The sequence below is a fragment of the Arthrobacter bambusae genome (genome assembly GCF_030812595.1).
GTDB classification, from domain to species: Bacteria; Actinomycetota; Actinomycetes; order Actinomycetales; family Micrococcaceae; genus Arthrobacter; species Arthrobacter bambusae_B.
On sequence record NZ_JAUSSZ010000002.1, the window covers coordinates 22,659 to 37,816 of the forward strand.

Here is a 15,158-nt window from a genome sequence, read left to right on the forward strand (position 1 = left end):
CATGATCGGGGCAGGCGCCGCCGGCACCCTTGCCGCAGCCCTGACGATGGGAATGCCACAGAACGCGAATGCCGACGCCGGGGCCAAAGGGGCGCTGTTCGACTCGCCCAACGCCTACGACGTGAACTCCTGGAAGATCAACGGGCATCCGGACATCACGGCCCAGTCCGATATCGGCGCCGTCATCAACGACATCATCGGCGATATCAAGCGTCGCCAGACCCGCCCCGACGGGAAACCCGGAGCCGTCATTTTCATCCCGCCGGGAGACTACGAGCTGCGCACCCAGGTGGTCGTCGACATCAGCTTTCTAACCATCGCCGGATTCGGCCACGGGTTCTTCTCCCGAAGCATCGCCAGCAACGTAGACACCTCCGGGTGGCTGGATCTCCAACCCGGGGGCAGCCACATCCGCGTCCTCACAGCCGCTTCCACACCCCAGGCATTCCTCGTGCGCCGGACAGGCAATCCGCGCCTGTCCGGAATCGTGTTCCGTGACTTCTGCCTCGACGGAGTCAGCTTCACACCTGATGAAAACAGCTACCACAACGGCCGGACGGGAATCGAAGTCGCCTCAGACAACGATTCACTGCACATCACGGGCATGGGATTCGTTTACCTGGAACACGCCCTTATTGTCCGCGGCGCCGACGCCTTGCGAGTGCATGACAACATGATCGCCGAATGCGGGAACTGCGTCGAACTCACAGGCGCAGGCCAAGCGACGATCGTCAGCGACAACCTCATGGGAGCAGGCCCGGACGGTGTCACGATCCTTGCGGAGAACCATGAAGGACTGCTCGTCACCGGGAACAACCTGTTTCCACGAGGAAGGAGCCTGATCGAATTCACGGGATGCATGAGGAGCTCCGTGACATCCAACCGCCTGCAGGGCTTCTACCCCGGCATCATCCGCTTCCTCAACGGCTGCAAAGAGAACCTGGTAACGTCCAACCACTTCAGGCGCGGAACCGAGGGTTTCCCGCCCTTCCTTGGCAGGACGAACGGGCTCGATGACCTCTACGGGGTCCTCCATGTCAGCGGGGACAACAACTTCATCTCCGACAACATCTTCGCGTTCGACGTCCCTCCCGCCAAGATCACGCCCGCGAATGTGCAGCCCACCATCATCCTCATCGCAGGCGGGGACAGCAACGTCGTCGCCCTTAACCACGTCATCGCCAACATACCCGCCCAACACGTGGTTCTTGACGCATCAACGACCCACTCGAAGGTACTGGACAGCGGAGCCGCCTCGACCATCACCTCATACAGCGCGGACACCGCGATCCGGCCAACCCCCTGAACAAAGCGCCATCCGCGACCCCCGTCGGATGCCGTCACCGGCACTCACACCCGTGACGGGATCCGACAAGGTTTCCTCCAAAACCCGTCCATTCCGGACCGATAGAAAGAACAACGTGAACGTCCCTGATCCGCACTCTTCCCAACTTCCCTCGATACTCGACGTCATCGTCGCCGGGGAATCCCTCATCGACATCGTCACCACCCCGGCCGGCACCGCTAAACACCCCGGGGGATCCCCCGCGAACGTCGCGTACGGGCTCGGCCGGCTCGGCGTCAGCACCGGCTTTCTGACCGCAATCGGCGACGACCGGCACGGCCGTCTCATGAGGGACCACCTGAGCGCTGCTGGCGTGCAGCTATTGCCGGGGTCAATCTCCCAGGGCAGGACTGCAACTGCTACGGCCACGCTCGCAAAGGACGGGTCCGCACGCTATGAATTCGACATCAACTGGGACTTTACCCCGATGACGCCGAACCACTTCCCGAAGATCTTCCACACCGGCTCCATCGCGACTTTCCTTGCCCCCGGAGCCGCCGAAGTCCGCTCCCTGATCCTCGAATGCCACCACTCCTGCCTGGTCACTTATGACCCCAACATCAGACCCGCCCTCCTGGGAAGCCACCACGAAGCCAAAACCACCTTCGAAGAAATCGTCCCGCTCACAGACGTCGTCAAACTCAGCGACGATGACGCGCAGTGGCTGTATCCCGGAACGCCGCTGGAAGACACCGCGGCCCGGATACTCGCGCTCGGCGCCGAACTCGCCGTCATTACCGCCGGATCCTCAGGGTCCTTGCTGACCACAGCCGGCACGCAACTCAGCATCCCCGCCGTCGCATCACACGTCGCCGACACCATAGGCGCCGGCGACTCCTACATGTCCGCCCTGATCCTCGGACTGCTCAGCCGCACCGGCGAAGGATTCGCACCGGCCGTCCTGGAACGAATAGGACACACCGCCTCCATGGCCGCCGCGCTCACCGTGCGCCGGCGAGGCGCCAACCCACCTTCCATGGACGAACTCCAGACAGGTCTGAATGGGCAAGAACAACCCATTGGCGTCCGATGACGCATCGAATCCGGCATTCCTGAGCCATGAAGTCCGGCGCGGATCCCGACCGCCGCATTTGCCAGGCCCACACTCCCGCCACCGCCACCCGCCGCCTGCCACCGGCTGTCGGCATGCTCCGAGGCATCGTGCTGCCCGGAACCGTCGTGCACCGGATATCGCAGACCAGCTCATTGAGACCGCTGGACAGGCACGTCCGTCTGCTAACCGCGCTCGAAAAAAGCGGGCAGAGCACACCGGATCCGGAACAACGGACCACAGTTGCCGCGGCCGCCCTCGCTCGTCCAAGTCCCACAGGTGGAGTGTGAGCCGATCTCCGGTGGCCATCATAAAAGTGGGCCAAAAGGCGTGAGCAATCGCGGCCAAGGCGCAACCGCCGCAGAGTTCGGACACGAAGGCACTGCGCGTTTACGACGTTCGTGGCTTCCGGCCGGATCATACATGCCGCTGCACCCGGGCTAACACCTCCGTCGTCGGGGACTGCGGTGCGGGAAGCGCTGCCAAGCACTCGCGTTGCGTGTTCCCCCCGGAAACTTTCCCATGCTCGATCCATACAGGTGGGCAGGCCTCTGGCGGTCACCACCGCGTTACTTCTCTCACAGCCCAAAACAACTGGGGAGAACAGCCCTGGCCGAGGCCCTGTCCTTTGGGACGCCCGCCGCTCCGCCAGCCATATACTGGCGGAGCATTGGAGTGGTGTTCTCGTTTGATCCGGGTTGCCACGGGCTTGCGGGGTAGCAGAAGTACACGAAGGTCCCACGCGTGAGTTCGCGGTGCACCAGCCCGGCATCCTCCAGCACGTTAAGGGCGCCGCGCTCTCATGCGGCCAATGCCGAATTCCAGGCAAGCTCACGTTCCGGCGGCAGCGGGGACTGAGGCATGAGATCACTGGAATTGATGTAGATTCGCCAACACCGAAGACCGCCCGGCTTCGGTGTTGAGTCCGGTTTTAACCAGTTCCAAAGGCCGCTTTGGATGCGTCGGATCAGAACGGGACGTGACCGAAGAACAGCGCTTTTTGACAACGAGCGTTCGGCGCCAGGCCGCCTGGACACATGTCGGGGAAGCTGTGATCGATTCCCCGATCGTCCGCGCTCCGTGGTGCGGTATGGCCGGTGGGATGTACCGCATCAATGCCAGCGGCGACTCCCCAGGACCGTCACAGCGGCGGTGATGGCGACGCCGAGGCTGATCGGGACGCTGAGATGGATCTGGAGCAGGAGTACTCCGATGGCGGCCCCGGCGAACATAGCGAGGACGGCGCCCAGCCGTCGGTTGAGTAACCGGGGCCGTTGTTTGCCCACAAGTGATTCTCCGGCGAGGGAAGTCATGGTGGAAGTAATGACCACTGTGGTCATGTCTCGTACGCCCAAATGCCGCGCAATCAGGGCCTGGGAGCCCATGTGCATGGCGATAAGGGCGGCAACAATGACACCAATGGACTGCCGGCCGACGTCTTCCACGGTGAGAGAGATGGCGGCGGTTCCCGTCAACGCGATACAACCCGCTGTGAGAAGGAGCGTGACCCTGCGGTTCCAGCCGTTCGGGCTTGACTGGAGCGTAAATCCGGCGACCGCCGCGCCCAGGAGAAAGGCGCCAAGTGCTACCAGTGGGCCCAAAGTTGGCAGGTTCGCCGCCCCGGCCAACGACATCGCAAGAATCACCACGTTGCCGGTCATGTTTCCGGTGAAGACGTGATCAAGTCCAAGGTAGCCGACCGCGTCAACCACACCTGTAACGAGCGTGAGGGCCATCATGAGCATCAGTCGGAACCTCTCCGGAGACGACGCATTTTCTTGCGGGGTAGAGGCGGTTTTGGTACCTGGGCTGGCTACGGCTGATGTCATGGTTTAAGGGATCCTTCGTCGTGAGGGGTGGTCTCTATGACCACCCCTCGGACATGCTTTTTGGTGGTTTTAGATGGACTGGCTGGCAACTAAGGCGATGCGGTCGCTCCGGGTGTCATCGTCAGTCAGGCCCTCGGCAAGGATGTGGTCGTTGGCCATCTGTGCGTCCATGCCGCCAACCACGAAGCCCGGACGGCGGGAGTTATGCTCCCGCCGCCGTGGGCCGTTCGGCTTGCTACCCAGCATTGTTGGCGCGGCGCTCAGCCTTCAAGCTTGGAATGCTCGCCCAGACGGTGCCATGAACGGTTGTGGTAGACCAGAGCGTCGCCGGGTTCGCCCGCTTGGACGTCACGCATCACGCGGGACTCTAGGGCGTGAACGGCGATGATTGTGGAGGTCCCCACCTCCATGCGATCGATGACGGCGCAGCGCACCCAGGCGCGGACATCGTCATACACCGCTTCGCCGGTTGCAAGGCGCGACCAGAGGTGCGTCTGGTCAAAGCGGTCGGCGCCGGGGGTCGCTCCAAACTTCGCCAAGTCGACGTCGTGCGCGTCCAGCAGGTGCACGACGACGGTTTGGGCGCGCGAAAGCACCTCGGACGCAGAGGACAGTGCCGAGACCGAGAAAATCAGCAACGGAGGTTCCGCACTCACTGACACGACCGACGATACCGTCAGTGCCACCGGTCCTTCGCCGGCATCCGCCGTGATGACGGCGACACCTCCCGGGTGGCCACGGAACAGTGCCTTGAAGTCGTCGGCCGAGAGGGAGGACGGGAAGCTTTTCTTCGGAGCCTCGAGCCAGGTGTCTGCGGGGTAAGCGTGAAACATCGTTATGACGCCTTGGGGGCGGAGCGGGCGAGTTCCTCGCGAACGATGTTCGTCCCTGCGCTGAGAGCACTCAGCTTGGCCAGTGCGACGTCCCGGGGGAACGGTGCCATGCCGCAGTTAGAGCTGGGGATGAGCTTGTCCGCATCGACGAACTGCAGGGCCTTCCGGAGGGTGTTGGCGACGTCCTCAGGGGTCTCGATGGTCTCGCTTGCGACGTCGATTGCCCCGAGCATGACTTTCTTGCCGCGGAGGAGCTCGATGAGGTCCATGGGTACGTGGGAGTTCTGGCATTCCAGCGAGATGATGTCGATGCTGGAGCTCTGCAGCAGCGGGAACGATTCCTCGTACTGCCGCCACTGTGAGCCGAGCGTCGCCTTCCAGTCAGTATTCGCCTTGATCCCGTAGCCGTAGCAGATATGCACGGCGGTCTCCGCACGCAGTCCTTCTGCCGCTCTCTCAAGCGCAGCCACGCCCCAGTCCTTGACCTCATCGAGGAAGACATTGAACGCGGGTTCATCGAACTGGATGATGTCCACGCCGGCCGCCTCCAGTTCTTTCGCCTCCTGGTTCAGGATTGTGGCGAACTCCCAGGCCAGCTTCTCGCGGCTCTTGTAGTGGTCATCGTAGAGCGTGTCCACCATCGTCATTGGACCGGGAAGAGTCCATTTGATCGGCCGGTCGGTGGTTGCGCGGAGGAACTTTGCGTCCTCGACGAATACCGGCCGTTCGCGTCGAACCGGTCCGACGACGGTCGGTACGCTCGCGTCGTAGCGATCGCGGATGCGCACGGTCTTGCGCTGTTCAAAGTCGACCCCGCTGAGATTCTCGATGAAGGTCGTGACGAAGTGCTGGCGGGTTTGCTCGCCGTCGCTGACGATGTCGATGCCGCGCAGGCTCTGCTCGTGGATGGCGATGCGCAGCGCATCATGCTTGCCCTCGGCCAGCGCATCTCCCTCCAGCTTCCACGGGGACCAAAGAGTCTCCGGCTGTGCGAGCCACGATGGTTTCGGCAGGCTACCGACAACGGTGGTGGGCAAAAGTGTGTTCATGATTGACGATTCTCCGTGGGTCAGTTGACGAGAGCGGGGTAGTTGGCGGTCCACTGGTCCAACAGATCCTTGTGGGGCGTGATGAAGTGCTCCTCCGTGTACTTCGCCTGTTTGATCGCGAGCTGACCGCGCTCGACGCGGTCGTAAGCGATCTGGGTCCGTGAGTAATCCTGCTCGCCCAGGGTCGGCTGGTAGACGGCGGCAGCGGCGGAGTTCGCGTTGTAGACCTCGGGGCGGTAGATCTTCTGGAACGTCTCCATGGTGCTGATCGTGCCGATGAGCTGCAGGTTGGAGTAGTCGTTGAGCAAGTCGCCGCGGAAATAGAAGGCGAGCGGCGCAACGCTGCCGCGTGGCATGAAGTAGCGGACCCGCAGTCCCATCTTTGCGAAGTACGCGTCCGTCAGCGAGAACTCGTCCTGCTGGTACTCGACGCCCAGGACCGGGTGACGGTTCCCGGTTCGCCGGTACGTCTTGCTTGTGGAGACGCTGATGCAGACCACTGGCGGTTGCGGGAAGCGTTCCCGGCATACCGGGGAATCGAGGAAGTGCTGGAACAGCTTGCCGTGAAGATCGCCGAAGTCCTCGGGAACGGCGGGTTTGCCTGAGTCCGCTGCTGCCGCTGGCAGTACGACGCTGAAGTCGAAGTCACGGACGTAGGAGGAAAAGTTGTTCCCGACGATCCCTTGGTGGCGGACCCCGTTCCGCTGGTCGACGATCTGGATGTCGAGAACCTCGAACAGCGGGAACTGCTGATCCGTGCTTTCCGCGGTGAGCTGCATCTGCACGGAGACGATCTCAAGCTCGAGCGTGTAGCGGTCCCGGTCCGGGTTGTCCCAGTCTGCGAGATCGTTGAAACGGCGCCGAATCATGGTCAAGGCGTTGCGGAGGTTCTCCTGACGGTGCTCGCCCCGTGCAAGGTTGGCGAAGTTCGTCGTGATCCGGGAGCCTTCCGACGGGGAGTAGTCCTCGTCGAAGCGGGTCGTGGTAATGCTGAAGGTGAAGTCGTCGGCCATGCGCTGCCAATCGTTGAAGATGGGCCGGAGACGGCCTTTCAGAAGGGGACGTGTCCATGGTGCCGCCTTTCAGGGGGTATCAAGTAACTAGGCGTTACTATGCGTTCATATAGAATTTTCCTATGGCGCAGATTTCGAGCGGACTGACCCTGCAGCAGCTCCGCTATTTCATAGAAGTTGCAGCTGAGGGGTCGATCTCCGCGGCTGCCGATCTTCTCTACGTCGCGCAGCCGACCATGTCCGCAGCGATGAAGGACCTTGAGGCACGGGTGGGCCGTGCACTCCTGGTTCGCTCCGCCCGCGGGGTCACCCTCACCGCCGACGGGGCAGAGTTCCTCGGCTACGCGAGGCAGGTCGTCGAGCAGTTCGCTCTCCTCGAGCAGCGCTACCTTGGCAGGCCACCGACGCGACGTCTGCTCGGGGTCTCAACGCAGCACTACTCGTTCGCGGTGGACGCCTTCGTCCGGATGGTCAAGGGCACTGAGGTGGCCGAATACGAGTTCTCGCTCCGCGAGTCCCGCACGTGGGACATCATCGAGGATGTCCGGACACTCCGCAGCGAGATAGGCATCCTCTACCGGAACGATTTCAACCGGAAGATCATCGACAAGCTGCTCCGGGAATCCGGGCTCGCGTTCACACCGCTTTTCCTCGCCGATCCGCACATTTTCATTTCACGGAACAACCCGCTCGCCTCAAAAGAGCGTGCGACTCTCGCCGATCTCGCCGGCTTGCCGCGGCTAACCTTCGATCAAGGTGCGAACAACTCTTTTTACTTCGCCGAGGAGATTCTCTCCACCTTGTCCAGTAAGCAGGAGATCCGGGTCTCTGACCGTGCGACGATCTTCAACCTCATGATCGGGCTCCACGGCTACACGATCTCGACGGGCATCATCAGCGGGCAGCTCGACCCGGAGATCGTCGCCATCCCGCTCGACGTTGACGAACGCATCGAGATCGGCTGGATCGGCCACGCCGCGATTCCGCTCACCGATCAGGCGCAGCGCTACCTCGGGGAACTGCGGGCCGTCGTCGCTGAGTTCGGCGTAGCGCTACTCGACTGACTGCAGTTGAGCGGGGTCTTACCCCTTCGATGATTGGCCGTGTTTGTTGCAGCCGAGCGGGTTGCTGGCGTCGTATATGCCCGTCGCCGTCGTTGGCATGACCGAGGCGGACGCCAGCGAGGAAACGGGCCTGTTCCGCGAGGTTGCGATCCAGCCAGGGACATCCAGACCGGGTTTGTAAGGCCGCGGTGCCCTCCTGGCCGCCACCCGTGGAGGCCATTGAGCCGCAAACTGATGTTGGCGACGTACGGGCTCGCGGGCGGGAGAAGGTTAAGTGGCTCACGCATTTGGGGGTGTAGTCGGGGACGGCCATGCAAGTCGGTTTTTTGACGCTATCGTTTCTCCCGTTCTTCGAGGTGGCGGGACGTGTCCGCACGGTTGAATGAGGCCTGACCGGCAACACCTGTGAGCCTGTATGTGTTTGGTGAGTTTGGCTGACCGGGTGCGGCGGCTGCTTTGCAACTCAGCAAACTCACAATACTCACAAAGCTCACAGAAACTCATAGACCAGAACGACAAGTCGCCTGGCGCAGACTCGGCGAAAACCTGCTGCAGCTCCTCGACGAAAAGGGCAGCGGCTTGATCATCACAGTCGATGAAATCCACGCCGCCAACTGCAACGAAATCTCCCAGCTCGCGGCCAGCGTCCAGCACTTCATCCAGGACCGGCTTCCCGTGGGCCTGGTGTTCGCAGGGCTTCCCGCCGCCGTCTCCGATCTGCTCAACGAAGGCGTCGCGACCTTCCTCCGGCGGGCCGACAAGATCGACCTCCACGCCGCGGCCGTCCGCGACGTCGAACAGTATGGCATGCGGGATAAACCGAACGCACCCGATCCCGAAGATGCAGGCGAGAACATCCAGATCTTCGACGAGTTCTGGGAATCACCCGAGCTGGGAATTGAACAGATCCTCGTGAAGCAGGTTCCTGCGCGCGTGCTGCGGGGCTTCCTTGATGAAGTCGTACTGCGCGACGATTACCCGGCCAACTGTGCCTACGCTTGCGACCAAGTAGCCGACGCCGACCTAGCGACCCTGGCCGCGAAGGTCCTGAAGGCCCGCAGGGGCGACAATTTCGGTTTCGGATATACGGGTATCCTCATCGACCAGTGCCAGGCTGAGAGCGAGCTCCCCGCATTCATTCGAGACGCGCTTCTCACGATCGATGAGCAATTAGGAGCCGACGTCGAGCTGGACTTGGATGATCAAGACGATTCTATGCAGCCAGCCGCTACGGAATCAGCGGAGTAATCGCCAGTGGAGATAGCGCTCTCTGAGGCGGCTCGGGACGCTCTCGACAATGATTGTCGAGTTCTGGTCCTGGGTGGACCTGGTTCTGGAAAGACCACGTTGTCGCTCCTGAAAGCTCAGGCTATGCTTCCAGGCCTGCTCCCGGGCCTGCAGATGCTTCACCGGTGTCGATCGCATGTTCCCCTTGTGGGCTTTCTGGTCGGGGCTTCCTCGGACGAACCTGACTGGCCTCGCCTCATCCGATTATTCGGAGCCTGCGGGGAGCTGCCAATCCGCCCTCCCTGGACGAACTTCACCGAACGCTCGGTGAAGTCGCCTCTACGGCTGGGCGCCGTAGATGAACTCCTTCGCGTGGTTGACTGCTTTCCTGAAAGCGTCGTTACGAAGCGCGATTTGTTCTTCGGTGTTCGTTTGTCCCACATCCGTATAGGCGGTGTGCCCGGGGCGCAGGACCCAGATGTCCCCGGCGGGCGGGAGGTAGAAAACTCCGAATGAACGGTGCTGCGGGTCTTCACTCCAAATGGGCACCACGGCTACCGCGGCACCGGTATCGGGGTTGATCCATTGGGCCCGGGGCAGGGGTTGTTCGTGTAGTTCCGGGTCCAGGAACGGTGCTGTGCCTTTGCCCCAGCGTTGTTCGAACCGTTCGTAAAATACTGGCATCAGCTGCTCGCCGTACGGGTGCCAGGCGCTCATCTAGGGTTTCCTTTCGGGATCGGGATCGGGAACTGATCGCAGTGACGTGCGCGGTGCCTTTATTGGCGTATCCACCACGGGTTGAAGAAAGCCCGGGAGCCACCGGCCTGAGGGTAGCGTGCCCGTGCGGGCGGGCTTTCCCATCGCACCGGGCCGATGATCAGGACCGGTCCGATGATCGGGCCAGCAGGGGCATGGGAGCGAGCCTTGGCCGGGCGTGCAACCGCGGGCGGCGTGGGGGTGGGCCGCTGCTCGTCGTAGGCGGCGCGCTTGGCGGGGTCGCGCAGTAGTGCGTAGGCCTCCATGATGTCCTGCAGCTCCTGGGCCCTGGAGGCCGGAGTGCCGGGCGAGGCTTCGGGAACGCTCATGTCGGGATGGCGGCTCCGCATCAGCGTCCGGAAAGCGCGCGCAACCTCACGGGGCGTAGCCGAAGGTCCAACATGGAGAACCTGGTAGGGGTCCGGGATGTGTCTTTCCATGGTCCGGGATTCCGATGTTTACTGTCCGTGCAGGCGTTCGGGCAAGGCATCCGGGCAGGGCAGAAGTGGTGACGGGTGGTGATGGTCCCCGGCCGTCGGCCGGGGACCACCGGTGCGGGAGGCATCGTCGGGGACCGCTTTCTTCTGTGCGCAACAGGCGCCATGGCGTGACTGTTCTGTATCGCCCTTGACTATTCCGGCGGTCGGTTCAATGCTCCCGGTCTTTCGGCCTGATCACTGCTGGGATCAGGCGTTGATTTCCTGACGCGAGGACTTCGCGGACTCGATCTCGATGCGGCGCGGTTTTGCTTTCTCGGCCACGGGGATCCGCAGCGTCAACACCCCTGCGTCGTAGCTGGCCCTGACTCCGCCGGTGTCCAAGGCATCGCCGAGGATGAGCTGGCGGCTGAAGACGCCGCGGGGCCGTTCGGCGGCGATCAGCTCGGTATCCTCACCCGTAGCGTCTTTGCGTTCGGCCTTCACGGTCAGGACGTTGCGTTCGATGTCGATGTCCACCGAATCGACGTCGACCCCTGGCAGATCGAACGCCACGACAAATTCCTCCCCTTCCTGCCAAGCGTCCATGGGCATGGCCGCCGGCCGGGCTGTGGTGCCGAGGACCTGTTGGGCGAGCCTGTCGAGCTCGCGGAACGGGTCGGTACGCATCAGCATGGTCTCCTCCTTGCAGGTCATTTCGGTTCCGTCCCAGTCCACTTATCTGTCGTGGCTGGTATAGATTTTTTATAGCACCGGATGCGAAACTGAAGCAAGGGGCTTTCGGAATTTTTGAGGAGGTGCGGGTGAAATCGAGTATCGGGCCAAGCGAGGCGGTGTATGCCATCTCCGTCGCGGCCGAAATTGTGGGGACCGGACAGCAGAATCTCCGGCTGTATGAGCGCAAAGGCTTGCTGGAACCTGGCCGGACCGTCGGGGGGACCCGCCGCTACAGCGAACAGGATCTGGACATTCTTCGCCGTATCGGGGCCCTGCTCGAAGATGGCCTGAACCTGGCCGGGATCCGGCTGGTCCTCGAACTTGAAGCCGAGAACCGCCGTCTGGCACGGAAGTTGGCTGCCGCCTTAAACCGGCCGCATCGCTCAGGGAGCGATGACGCCGGCCCGCGCCTGTAGGCAGGAGCCGATCCCGAGCTCAAGGGGCCGGAAAGGCTTGCTTGTTTTCCGGTTTTCGAGGCGGAGTTCGAGGTCGTTCATGACCAACGCCGCCAAGTCCTGGAGGGTGGACATGTCGGCCGGGGACATTGTCCGCGGGGCGAAGTCGAGTATGCACAGGGTTCCGAGGTTGTGGCCTTGCCGGGTCTTGAGGGGGGCGCCTGCGTAGAATTCGAGGCCGAAATCTCCCGCGACGAGGGGATTGGAGAGTGTCCTGGGGTCCTCGGCCGCGTTCTCCACGACCCAGACGTCGCCGTGGAGGATGGCTGAGGCGCACAGGCCCGGGTCCCGGTCGATCTGCTCGACGGCGGTCCCGTGGTGGGACTTGAACCAGATCCGGTCATGGTCGACGATGCTGACAATTGCTATAGGGACGTTGAACAGCTTGGCTGCCAGCGCCGTGATTTTGTCGTAGGCGCCGTCGGGCGGCGTGTCCAGGACCTGGTACTCATGTACCGCGGCCATTCGCGCTTGTTCATCGACGGGAATGATGGAGGGGTCCACTTTGTGCCTGCCGCGGCCGGCTGTGGTCTGCTCGTACAGCGCCAGCGACACTTCCCTTGCGATGGGCCGGTCCTGCGGGTCCGCTGCCGTCATCGTGGCCAGAAGGGTCTTCCATTCCGGATCCATGTCCGCAGGGATGGGCGGGTCCTGGAACAGCCTGGCAACGGCGCTTTGCAGCGGATCTCCAGGGAAGGCTACTTTTCCTGTGAGGCTCTCCAGGAGCACCAGGCCAAGAGAATATACGTCGCTGGCCGGAGTGACGGGTTCGGCGCGGGCCTGCTCCGGGCTGAGGTAGGCGGCGGTCCCTAATAATCCGCCGTCGACGTCTTCCGGCGCTTCCGCGATGAGCGCGATGCCGAAATCCGTCAGTTTCGCGCGCATCCTCGTGTCGTCCGGATGGTAGTCATAGATCATGATGTTGCTAGGTTTGACGTCCCGGTGGATCACGCCGTTGCGGTGGATGTAGGCCAAGGCATCGGCGAGGTCATGCCCGATCTGAGCCGTGTGGCGGAGGCCAAGCGGACCGCGGGTCAGGTGCTGCTTCAGGTCCGGCCCTTCAATCAGCTCCATCACAAGATAGACCCGAGGCTCTCCGGGTCCGTTGCGGTCCACCCCGGCATCGAGAAGGGTGACGAGCCCGTGATGCTGCATGCGGGCAAGGATTTTCACTTCATCGTCACTCTCGCCAGCCGTGCCCCCGCGTGGGGCCGGCCTCGTGATGATTTTGACCGCTACGTCCCGCCCGAGAAGCTCGTCTGTTGCCCGGTACACGGTCGCCATTGCTCCGGACCCGATGCGCTCAAGAACGCGGTATCTACCGGCAAGGAGAGGAACTGCGTTGCCGGCATTGGCCTGGATGTTCATTAATACCCTTACTTTCCCGGACCAAGGGAGGAGGAGCCCGGGGCCGGCTCTTGCCGGGCAATCCCGTTCCGACGGCGGTCCCGCTCTCTGAGAGCGGCCGTCGGGAAGTAAGTGCAGGATCAGGTTACCTGAGTGGTGAGGGGACCGACCAGGCTATGCGGGACCGGGGAGGGGCGCACCGTAGTGCGCCCCTCCCCGGTCCGCGGATGATGCGTGGGTTTACTTGAACGCGTCCTTGACGTGTTCCCCGGCCTGCTTGAGGTCAGCCTTGCCCTGGTCGGCCTTCCCCTCGGCCTTCAAGCTGTTATCGTCGGTTGCTTCCCCGGCGCCCTCTTTGGCTTTGCCGGTCAGTTTCTCGCCTGTGTTCTCGATCTTGTCGCCCAAACCCATGTTGGCCTCCTTGATAGGCTTCCCGCCGGGATCCCGACGGGCCGAACAATACTAAGCAAACTTATCATGCGAGGCTGCCCTGCGCCTCCTGCCGGGATCCGGCTATTCGGCGCGACGCCAGGCCGGTCCCGGCCCCGTTCGGTGGAGCTCCCGCGCGGTGGCCAGCCTCCATTTCATTTGCTCGCCGATCCCGTCGAGATCCTGCTCCTGACCGATCTGCAGGTGTGCCAACCAGCCTTCGATCAGGGCCGCCTCCATCTGGTATTCCCCCAACTCCCGGGACAGCTGGCATGCGAGCCAGGTGACCGAGGGCGGGGGCGGGCTCAGCACCCCCTCATTGGATGAAGCAGCGACCATTCGACGCGCCTCGAGATCCGATTCGGCGGCCGCAACGCACTCCAGCGCGAGATCCAAGGCCTTTCGGAGCTCGCCCCGCGCCCTAAGAACCTCGACCTGGCGGATCTGCTTCGTGTAGTGGAACCCCCGGACGAGCGGTTCCTCGGGCACAAGGGGGGCCTGGCGCCCTGGTCTGCGGGTCCGCAAGCCGCGCCGCGACGTCGTATTCGCCTGGACCGGGCCCTCGGCCAGTGCTGATTCCTGATTCAAAGTCGTAATCCACCTCTTAGTTCTGACGACTCCGGCGATCGAAAGCGCCAATGCTAAGCAAGCTTAGTTCTTCCCGGCATGCACTCGTGGTGGCGTATGATCCGCCCGGGTTTTCACATTGCTGGTCATGGCCGGGGCGAGCCTTTCGGCGCCTTGGGAGGGGCGGGGGAGCGGAAGTCGAAAGCTCTGCCCGCCTTGCTGGCAAAAATTCAACAGTACCCTTAGTATTTGTGCGGGCGATGCTTTGGGGGGATCCATTCCCGCACTGCGCTGTCGTTCCATCGAATGCCCGGTGAAGCCGTGTTGCTGATGCGGGTCTGGCTGCTTGTTTATTACTCGAAGCGCGCGGGGAAGGCTTCTTGCGCCGGAAACGGAGTTGTCATGAACGAAGAGCAAGAACTTGGGCTGTCCGCGGATGAGTTGGCTGCGGAGGGGATTACGGCCCTGCCGGACAAGGAGGTGGCTTCGATCCTTGACCTCAATGCCGACCTGAATCTGGGCATTCAGGCTGCGGCCCCGATCGATTTGGGCGTTGCCGCCAATGCCAACGTAGCGGCGCCAATTGACGCGTCTGCGTCTGCGAATGTTCTGTCGCTCGGCTCGACTGCCGCCGGTGTGGCCCATCAGGGTGCCTTGATCGATCAAGGGATCAACGCTGACGCGACGGCGAATTCCACCCAGGACAGCACGATGGGCCATGCGGCGGCCCCGGCCAGCACTCCGCAGCCCGCCCCGGCCCCGGCCCCGCAAACCGTGGCAAGCCCGGATGCAGTGAACGGGAACCTGCTGAACGTAGACGTCAATCTGGATGCCAACGCCGGCATCGCCGCCCCGATCAACGGTGCTGTTGCTGCGAACGCGAACGTCGCCGCTCCGATCGACGCCGGTGTGGCGGCCAACATCGGGTCAATTGACAGCAACGCGGTGGCTGCTTCGCAGCAGGACGCCATCATCAACCAGCATGTCACCGGCGCGGCGACAGCTACGTCGACGCAACACTCCGATCTGCAGCAGTAAG

The 15,158-nt window shown here is 62.8% G+C and carries 16 protein-coding genes; 6 read left to right on the forward strand and 10 right to left on the reverse strand.

Features of this window, described 5'->3' with window-relative positions:
* The first annotated feature begins 1 nt into the window (after position 1).
* Both J2S96_RS03555 and J2S96_RS03560 read left to right on the forward strand, forming a co-directional pair.
* Positions 2–1,306, forward strand: coding sequence for a NosD domain-containing protein (locus tag J2S96_RS03555; protein WP_306860622.1), 1,305 nt, complete (start codon positions 2–4; stop codon positions 1,304–1,306).
* A 115-nt stretch (positions 1,307–1,421) separates the two neighbouring features.
* On the forward strand, positions 1,422–2,378 hold the full coding sequence (locus J2S96_RS03560; RefSeq protein WP_306859954.1) for a carbohydrate kinase family protein: 957 nt from the start codon (positions 1,422–1,424) through the stop codon (positions 2,376–2,378).
* Between the two features lie 1,130 nt (positions 2,379–3,508).
* On the opposite strand, the gene J2S96_RS03565 is transcribed toward J2S96_RS03560, so the two are convergent.
* From J2S96_RS03565 to J2S96_RS03580, 4 genes are all read right to left on the reverse strand, one after another.
* Positions 3,509–4,225, reverse strand: coding sequence for a YoaK family protein (locus tag J2S96_RS03565; protein WP_306859957.1), 717 nt, complete (start codon positions 4,223–4,225; stop codon positions 3,509–3,511).
* A gap of 260 nt (positions 4,226–4,485) precedes the next feature.
* Positions 4,486–5,058 (reverse strand): flavin reductase family protein, encoded by a 573-nt coding sequence (locus J2S96_RS03570; protein ID WP_306859958.1) that lies wholly within the window; start codon positions 5,056–5,058, stop codon positions 4,486–4,488.
* 2 nt (positions 5,059–5,060) lie between these two features.
* Positions 5,061–6,107: a methionine synthase gene (locus tag J2S96_RS03575; RefSeq protein ID WP_306859960.1), complete on the reverse strand. Its 1,047-nt coding sequence runs from the start codon at positions 6,105–6,107 to the stop codon at positions 5,061–5,063.
* A 20-nt stretch (positions 6,108–6,127) separates the two neighbouring features.
* Positions 6,128–7,120: a DUF1852 domain-containing protein gene (locus J2S96_RS03580; protein WP_306859962.1), complete on the reverse strand. Its 993-nt coding sequence runs from the start codon at positions 7,118–7,120 to the stop codon at positions 6,128–6,130.
* 122 nt (positions 7,121–7,242) lie between these two features.
* Between J2S96_RS03580 and J2S96_RS03585 the strand changes: the two genes are divergently transcribed.
* Positions 7,243–8,184: a LysR family transcriptional regulator gene (locus J2S96_RS03585; protein ID WP_306859964.1), complete on the forward strand. Its 942-nt coding sequence runs from the start codon at positions 7,243–7,245 to the stop codon at positions 8,182–8,184.
* Positions 8,185–8,763: 579 nt separating this feature from the next.
* Positions 8,764–9,432 carry a hypothetical protein gene (locus tag J2S96_RS03590; protein WP_306859966.1) on the forward strand — a complete coding sequence of 223 codons (669 nt, stop codon included), beginning with the start codon at positions 8,764–8,766 and terminating at the stop codon, positions 9,430–9,432.
* A gap of 318 nt (positions 9,433–9,750) precedes the next feature.
* On the opposite strand, the gene J2S96_RS03595 is transcribed toward J2S96_RS03590, so the two are convergent.
* The 3 genes from J2S96_RS03595 to J2S96_RS03605 form a co-directional block, all read right to left on the reverse strand.
* Positions 9,751–10,128, reverse strand: a complete 378-nt coding sequence (locus J2S96_RS03595; RefSeq protein ID WP_306859968.1) for a hypothetical protein — start codon at positions 10,126–10,128, stop codon at positions 9,751–9,753.
* Positions 10,129–10,187: 59 nt separating this feature from the next.
* Positions 10,188–10,607, reverse strand: a complete 420-nt coding sequence (locus tag J2S96_RS03600) for a J domain-containing protein (RefSeq protein ID WP_306859970.1) — start codon at positions 10,605–10,607, stop codon at positions 10,188–10,190.
* 246 nt (positions 10,608–10,853) lie between these two features.
* Positions 10,854–11,279: an Hsp20/alpha crystallin family protein gene (locus tag J2S96_RS03605; protein WP_306859972.1), complete on the reverse strand. Its 426-nt coding sequence runs from the start codon at positions 11,277–11,279 to the stop codon at positions 10,854–10,856.
* A gap of 128 nt (positions 11,280–11,407) precedes the next feature.
* Between J2S96_RS03605 and J2S96_RS03610 the strand changes: the two genes are divergently transcribed.
* Positions 11,408–11,737, forward strand: a complete 330-nt coding sequence (locus tag J2S96_RS03610; protein ID WP_306859974.1) for a MerR family transcriptional regulator — start codon at positions 11,408–11,410, stop codon at positions 11,735–11,737.
* On the opposite strand, the gene J2S96_RS03615 is transcribed toward J2S96_RS03610, so the two are convergent.
* The 3 genes from J2S96_RS03615 to J2S96_RS03625 all read right to left on the reverse strand — a co-directional run bounded on the left by J2S96_RS03615 (position 11,705) and on the right by J2S96_RS03625 (position 14,140).
* On the reverse strand, positions 11,705–13,144 hold the full coding sequence (locus J2S96_RS03615) for a GAF domain-containing serine/threonine-protein kinase (RefSeq protein WP_306859975.1): 1,440 nt from the start codon (positions 13,142–13,144) through the stop codon (positions 11,705–11,707). The two genes, J2S96_RS03610 and J2S96_RS03615, sit on opposite strands and share 33 nt — an antisense overlap.
* 219 nt (positions 13,145–13,363) lie before the next feature.
* Positions 13,364–13,534, reverse strand: a complete 171-nt coding sequence (locus J2S96_RS03620; protein ID WP_306859977.1) for a CsbD family protein — start codon at positions 13,532–13,534, stop codon at positions 13,364–13,366.
* A gap of 102 nt (positions 13,535–13,636) precedes the next feature.
* Positions 13,637–14,140 carry a hypothetical protein gene (locus J2S96_RS03625; protein ID WP_306859979.1) on the reverse strand — a complete coding sequence of 168 codons (504 nt, stop codon included), beginning with the start codon at positions 14,138–14,140 and terminating at the stop codon, positions 13,637–13,639.
* A gap of 381 nt (positions 14,141–14,521) precedes the next feature.
* On the opposite strand from J2S96_RS03625, the gene J2S96_RS03630 reads away from it, so the two are divergent.
* Positions 14,522–15,157: a peptidoglycan-binding protein gene (locus J2S96_RS03630; RefSeq protein ID WP_306859981.1), complete on the forward strand. Its 636-nt coding sequence runs from the start codon at positions 14,522–14,524 to the stop codon at positions 15,155–15,157.
* Position 15,158 lies beyond the last annotated feature (1 nt).

Excerpts from the sequence above, each read along its gene's own strand:
- J2S96_RS03555 (WP_306860622.1), top strand. The coding sequence starts at position 2 with ATGATCGGGGCAGGCGCCGCCGGCACCCTTGCCGCAGCCCTGACGATG.
- J2S96_RS03565 (WP_306859957.1), bottom strand. The coding sequence starts at position 4,225 with ATGACATCAGCCGTAGCCAGCCCAGGTACCAAAACCGCCTCTACCCCG.
- J2S96_RS03570 (WP_306859958.1), bottom strand. The coding sequence starts at position 5,058 with ATGTTTCACGCTTACCCCGCAGACACCTGGCTCGAGGCTCCGAAGAAA.
- J2S96_RS03575 (WP_306859960.1), bottom strand. The coding sequence starts at position 6,107 with ATGAACACACTTTTGCCCACCACCGTTGTCGGTAGCCTGCCGAAACCA.
- J2S96_RS03580 (WP_306859962.1), bottom strand. The coding sequence starts at position 7,120 with ATGGCCGACGACTTCACCTTCAGCATTACCACGACCCGCTTCGACGAG.
- J2S96_RS03585 (WP_306859964.1), top strand. The coding sequence starts at position 7,243 with ATGGCGCAGATTTCGAGCGGACTGACCCTGCAGCAGCTCCGCTATTTC.
- J2S96_RS03595 (WP_306859968.1), bottom strand. The coding sequence starts at position 10,128 with ATGAGCGCCTGGCACCCGTACGGCGAGCAGCTGATGCCAGTATTTTAC.
- J2S96_RS03600 (WP_306859970.1), bottom strand. The coding sequence starts at position 10,607 with ATGGAAAGACACATCCCGGACCCCTACCAGGTTCTCCATGTTGGACCT.
- J2S96_RS03605 (WP_306859972.1), bottom strand. The coding sequence starts at position 11,279 with ATGCTGATGCGTACCGACCCGTTCCGCGAGCTCGACAGGCTCGCCCAA.
- J2S96_RS03615 (WP_306859975.1), bottom strand. The coding sequence starts at position 13,144 with ATGAACATCCAGGCCAATGCCGGCAACGCAGTTCCTCTCCTTGCCGGT.
- J2S96_RS03620 (WP_306859977.1), bottom strand. The coding sequence starts at position 13,534 with ATGGGTTTGGGCGACAAGATCGAGAACACAGGCGAGAAACTGACCGGC.
- J2S96_RS03630 (WP_306859981.1), top strand. The coding sequence starts at position 14,522 with ATGAACGAAGAGCAAGAACTTGGGCTGTCCGCGGATGAGTTGGCTGCG.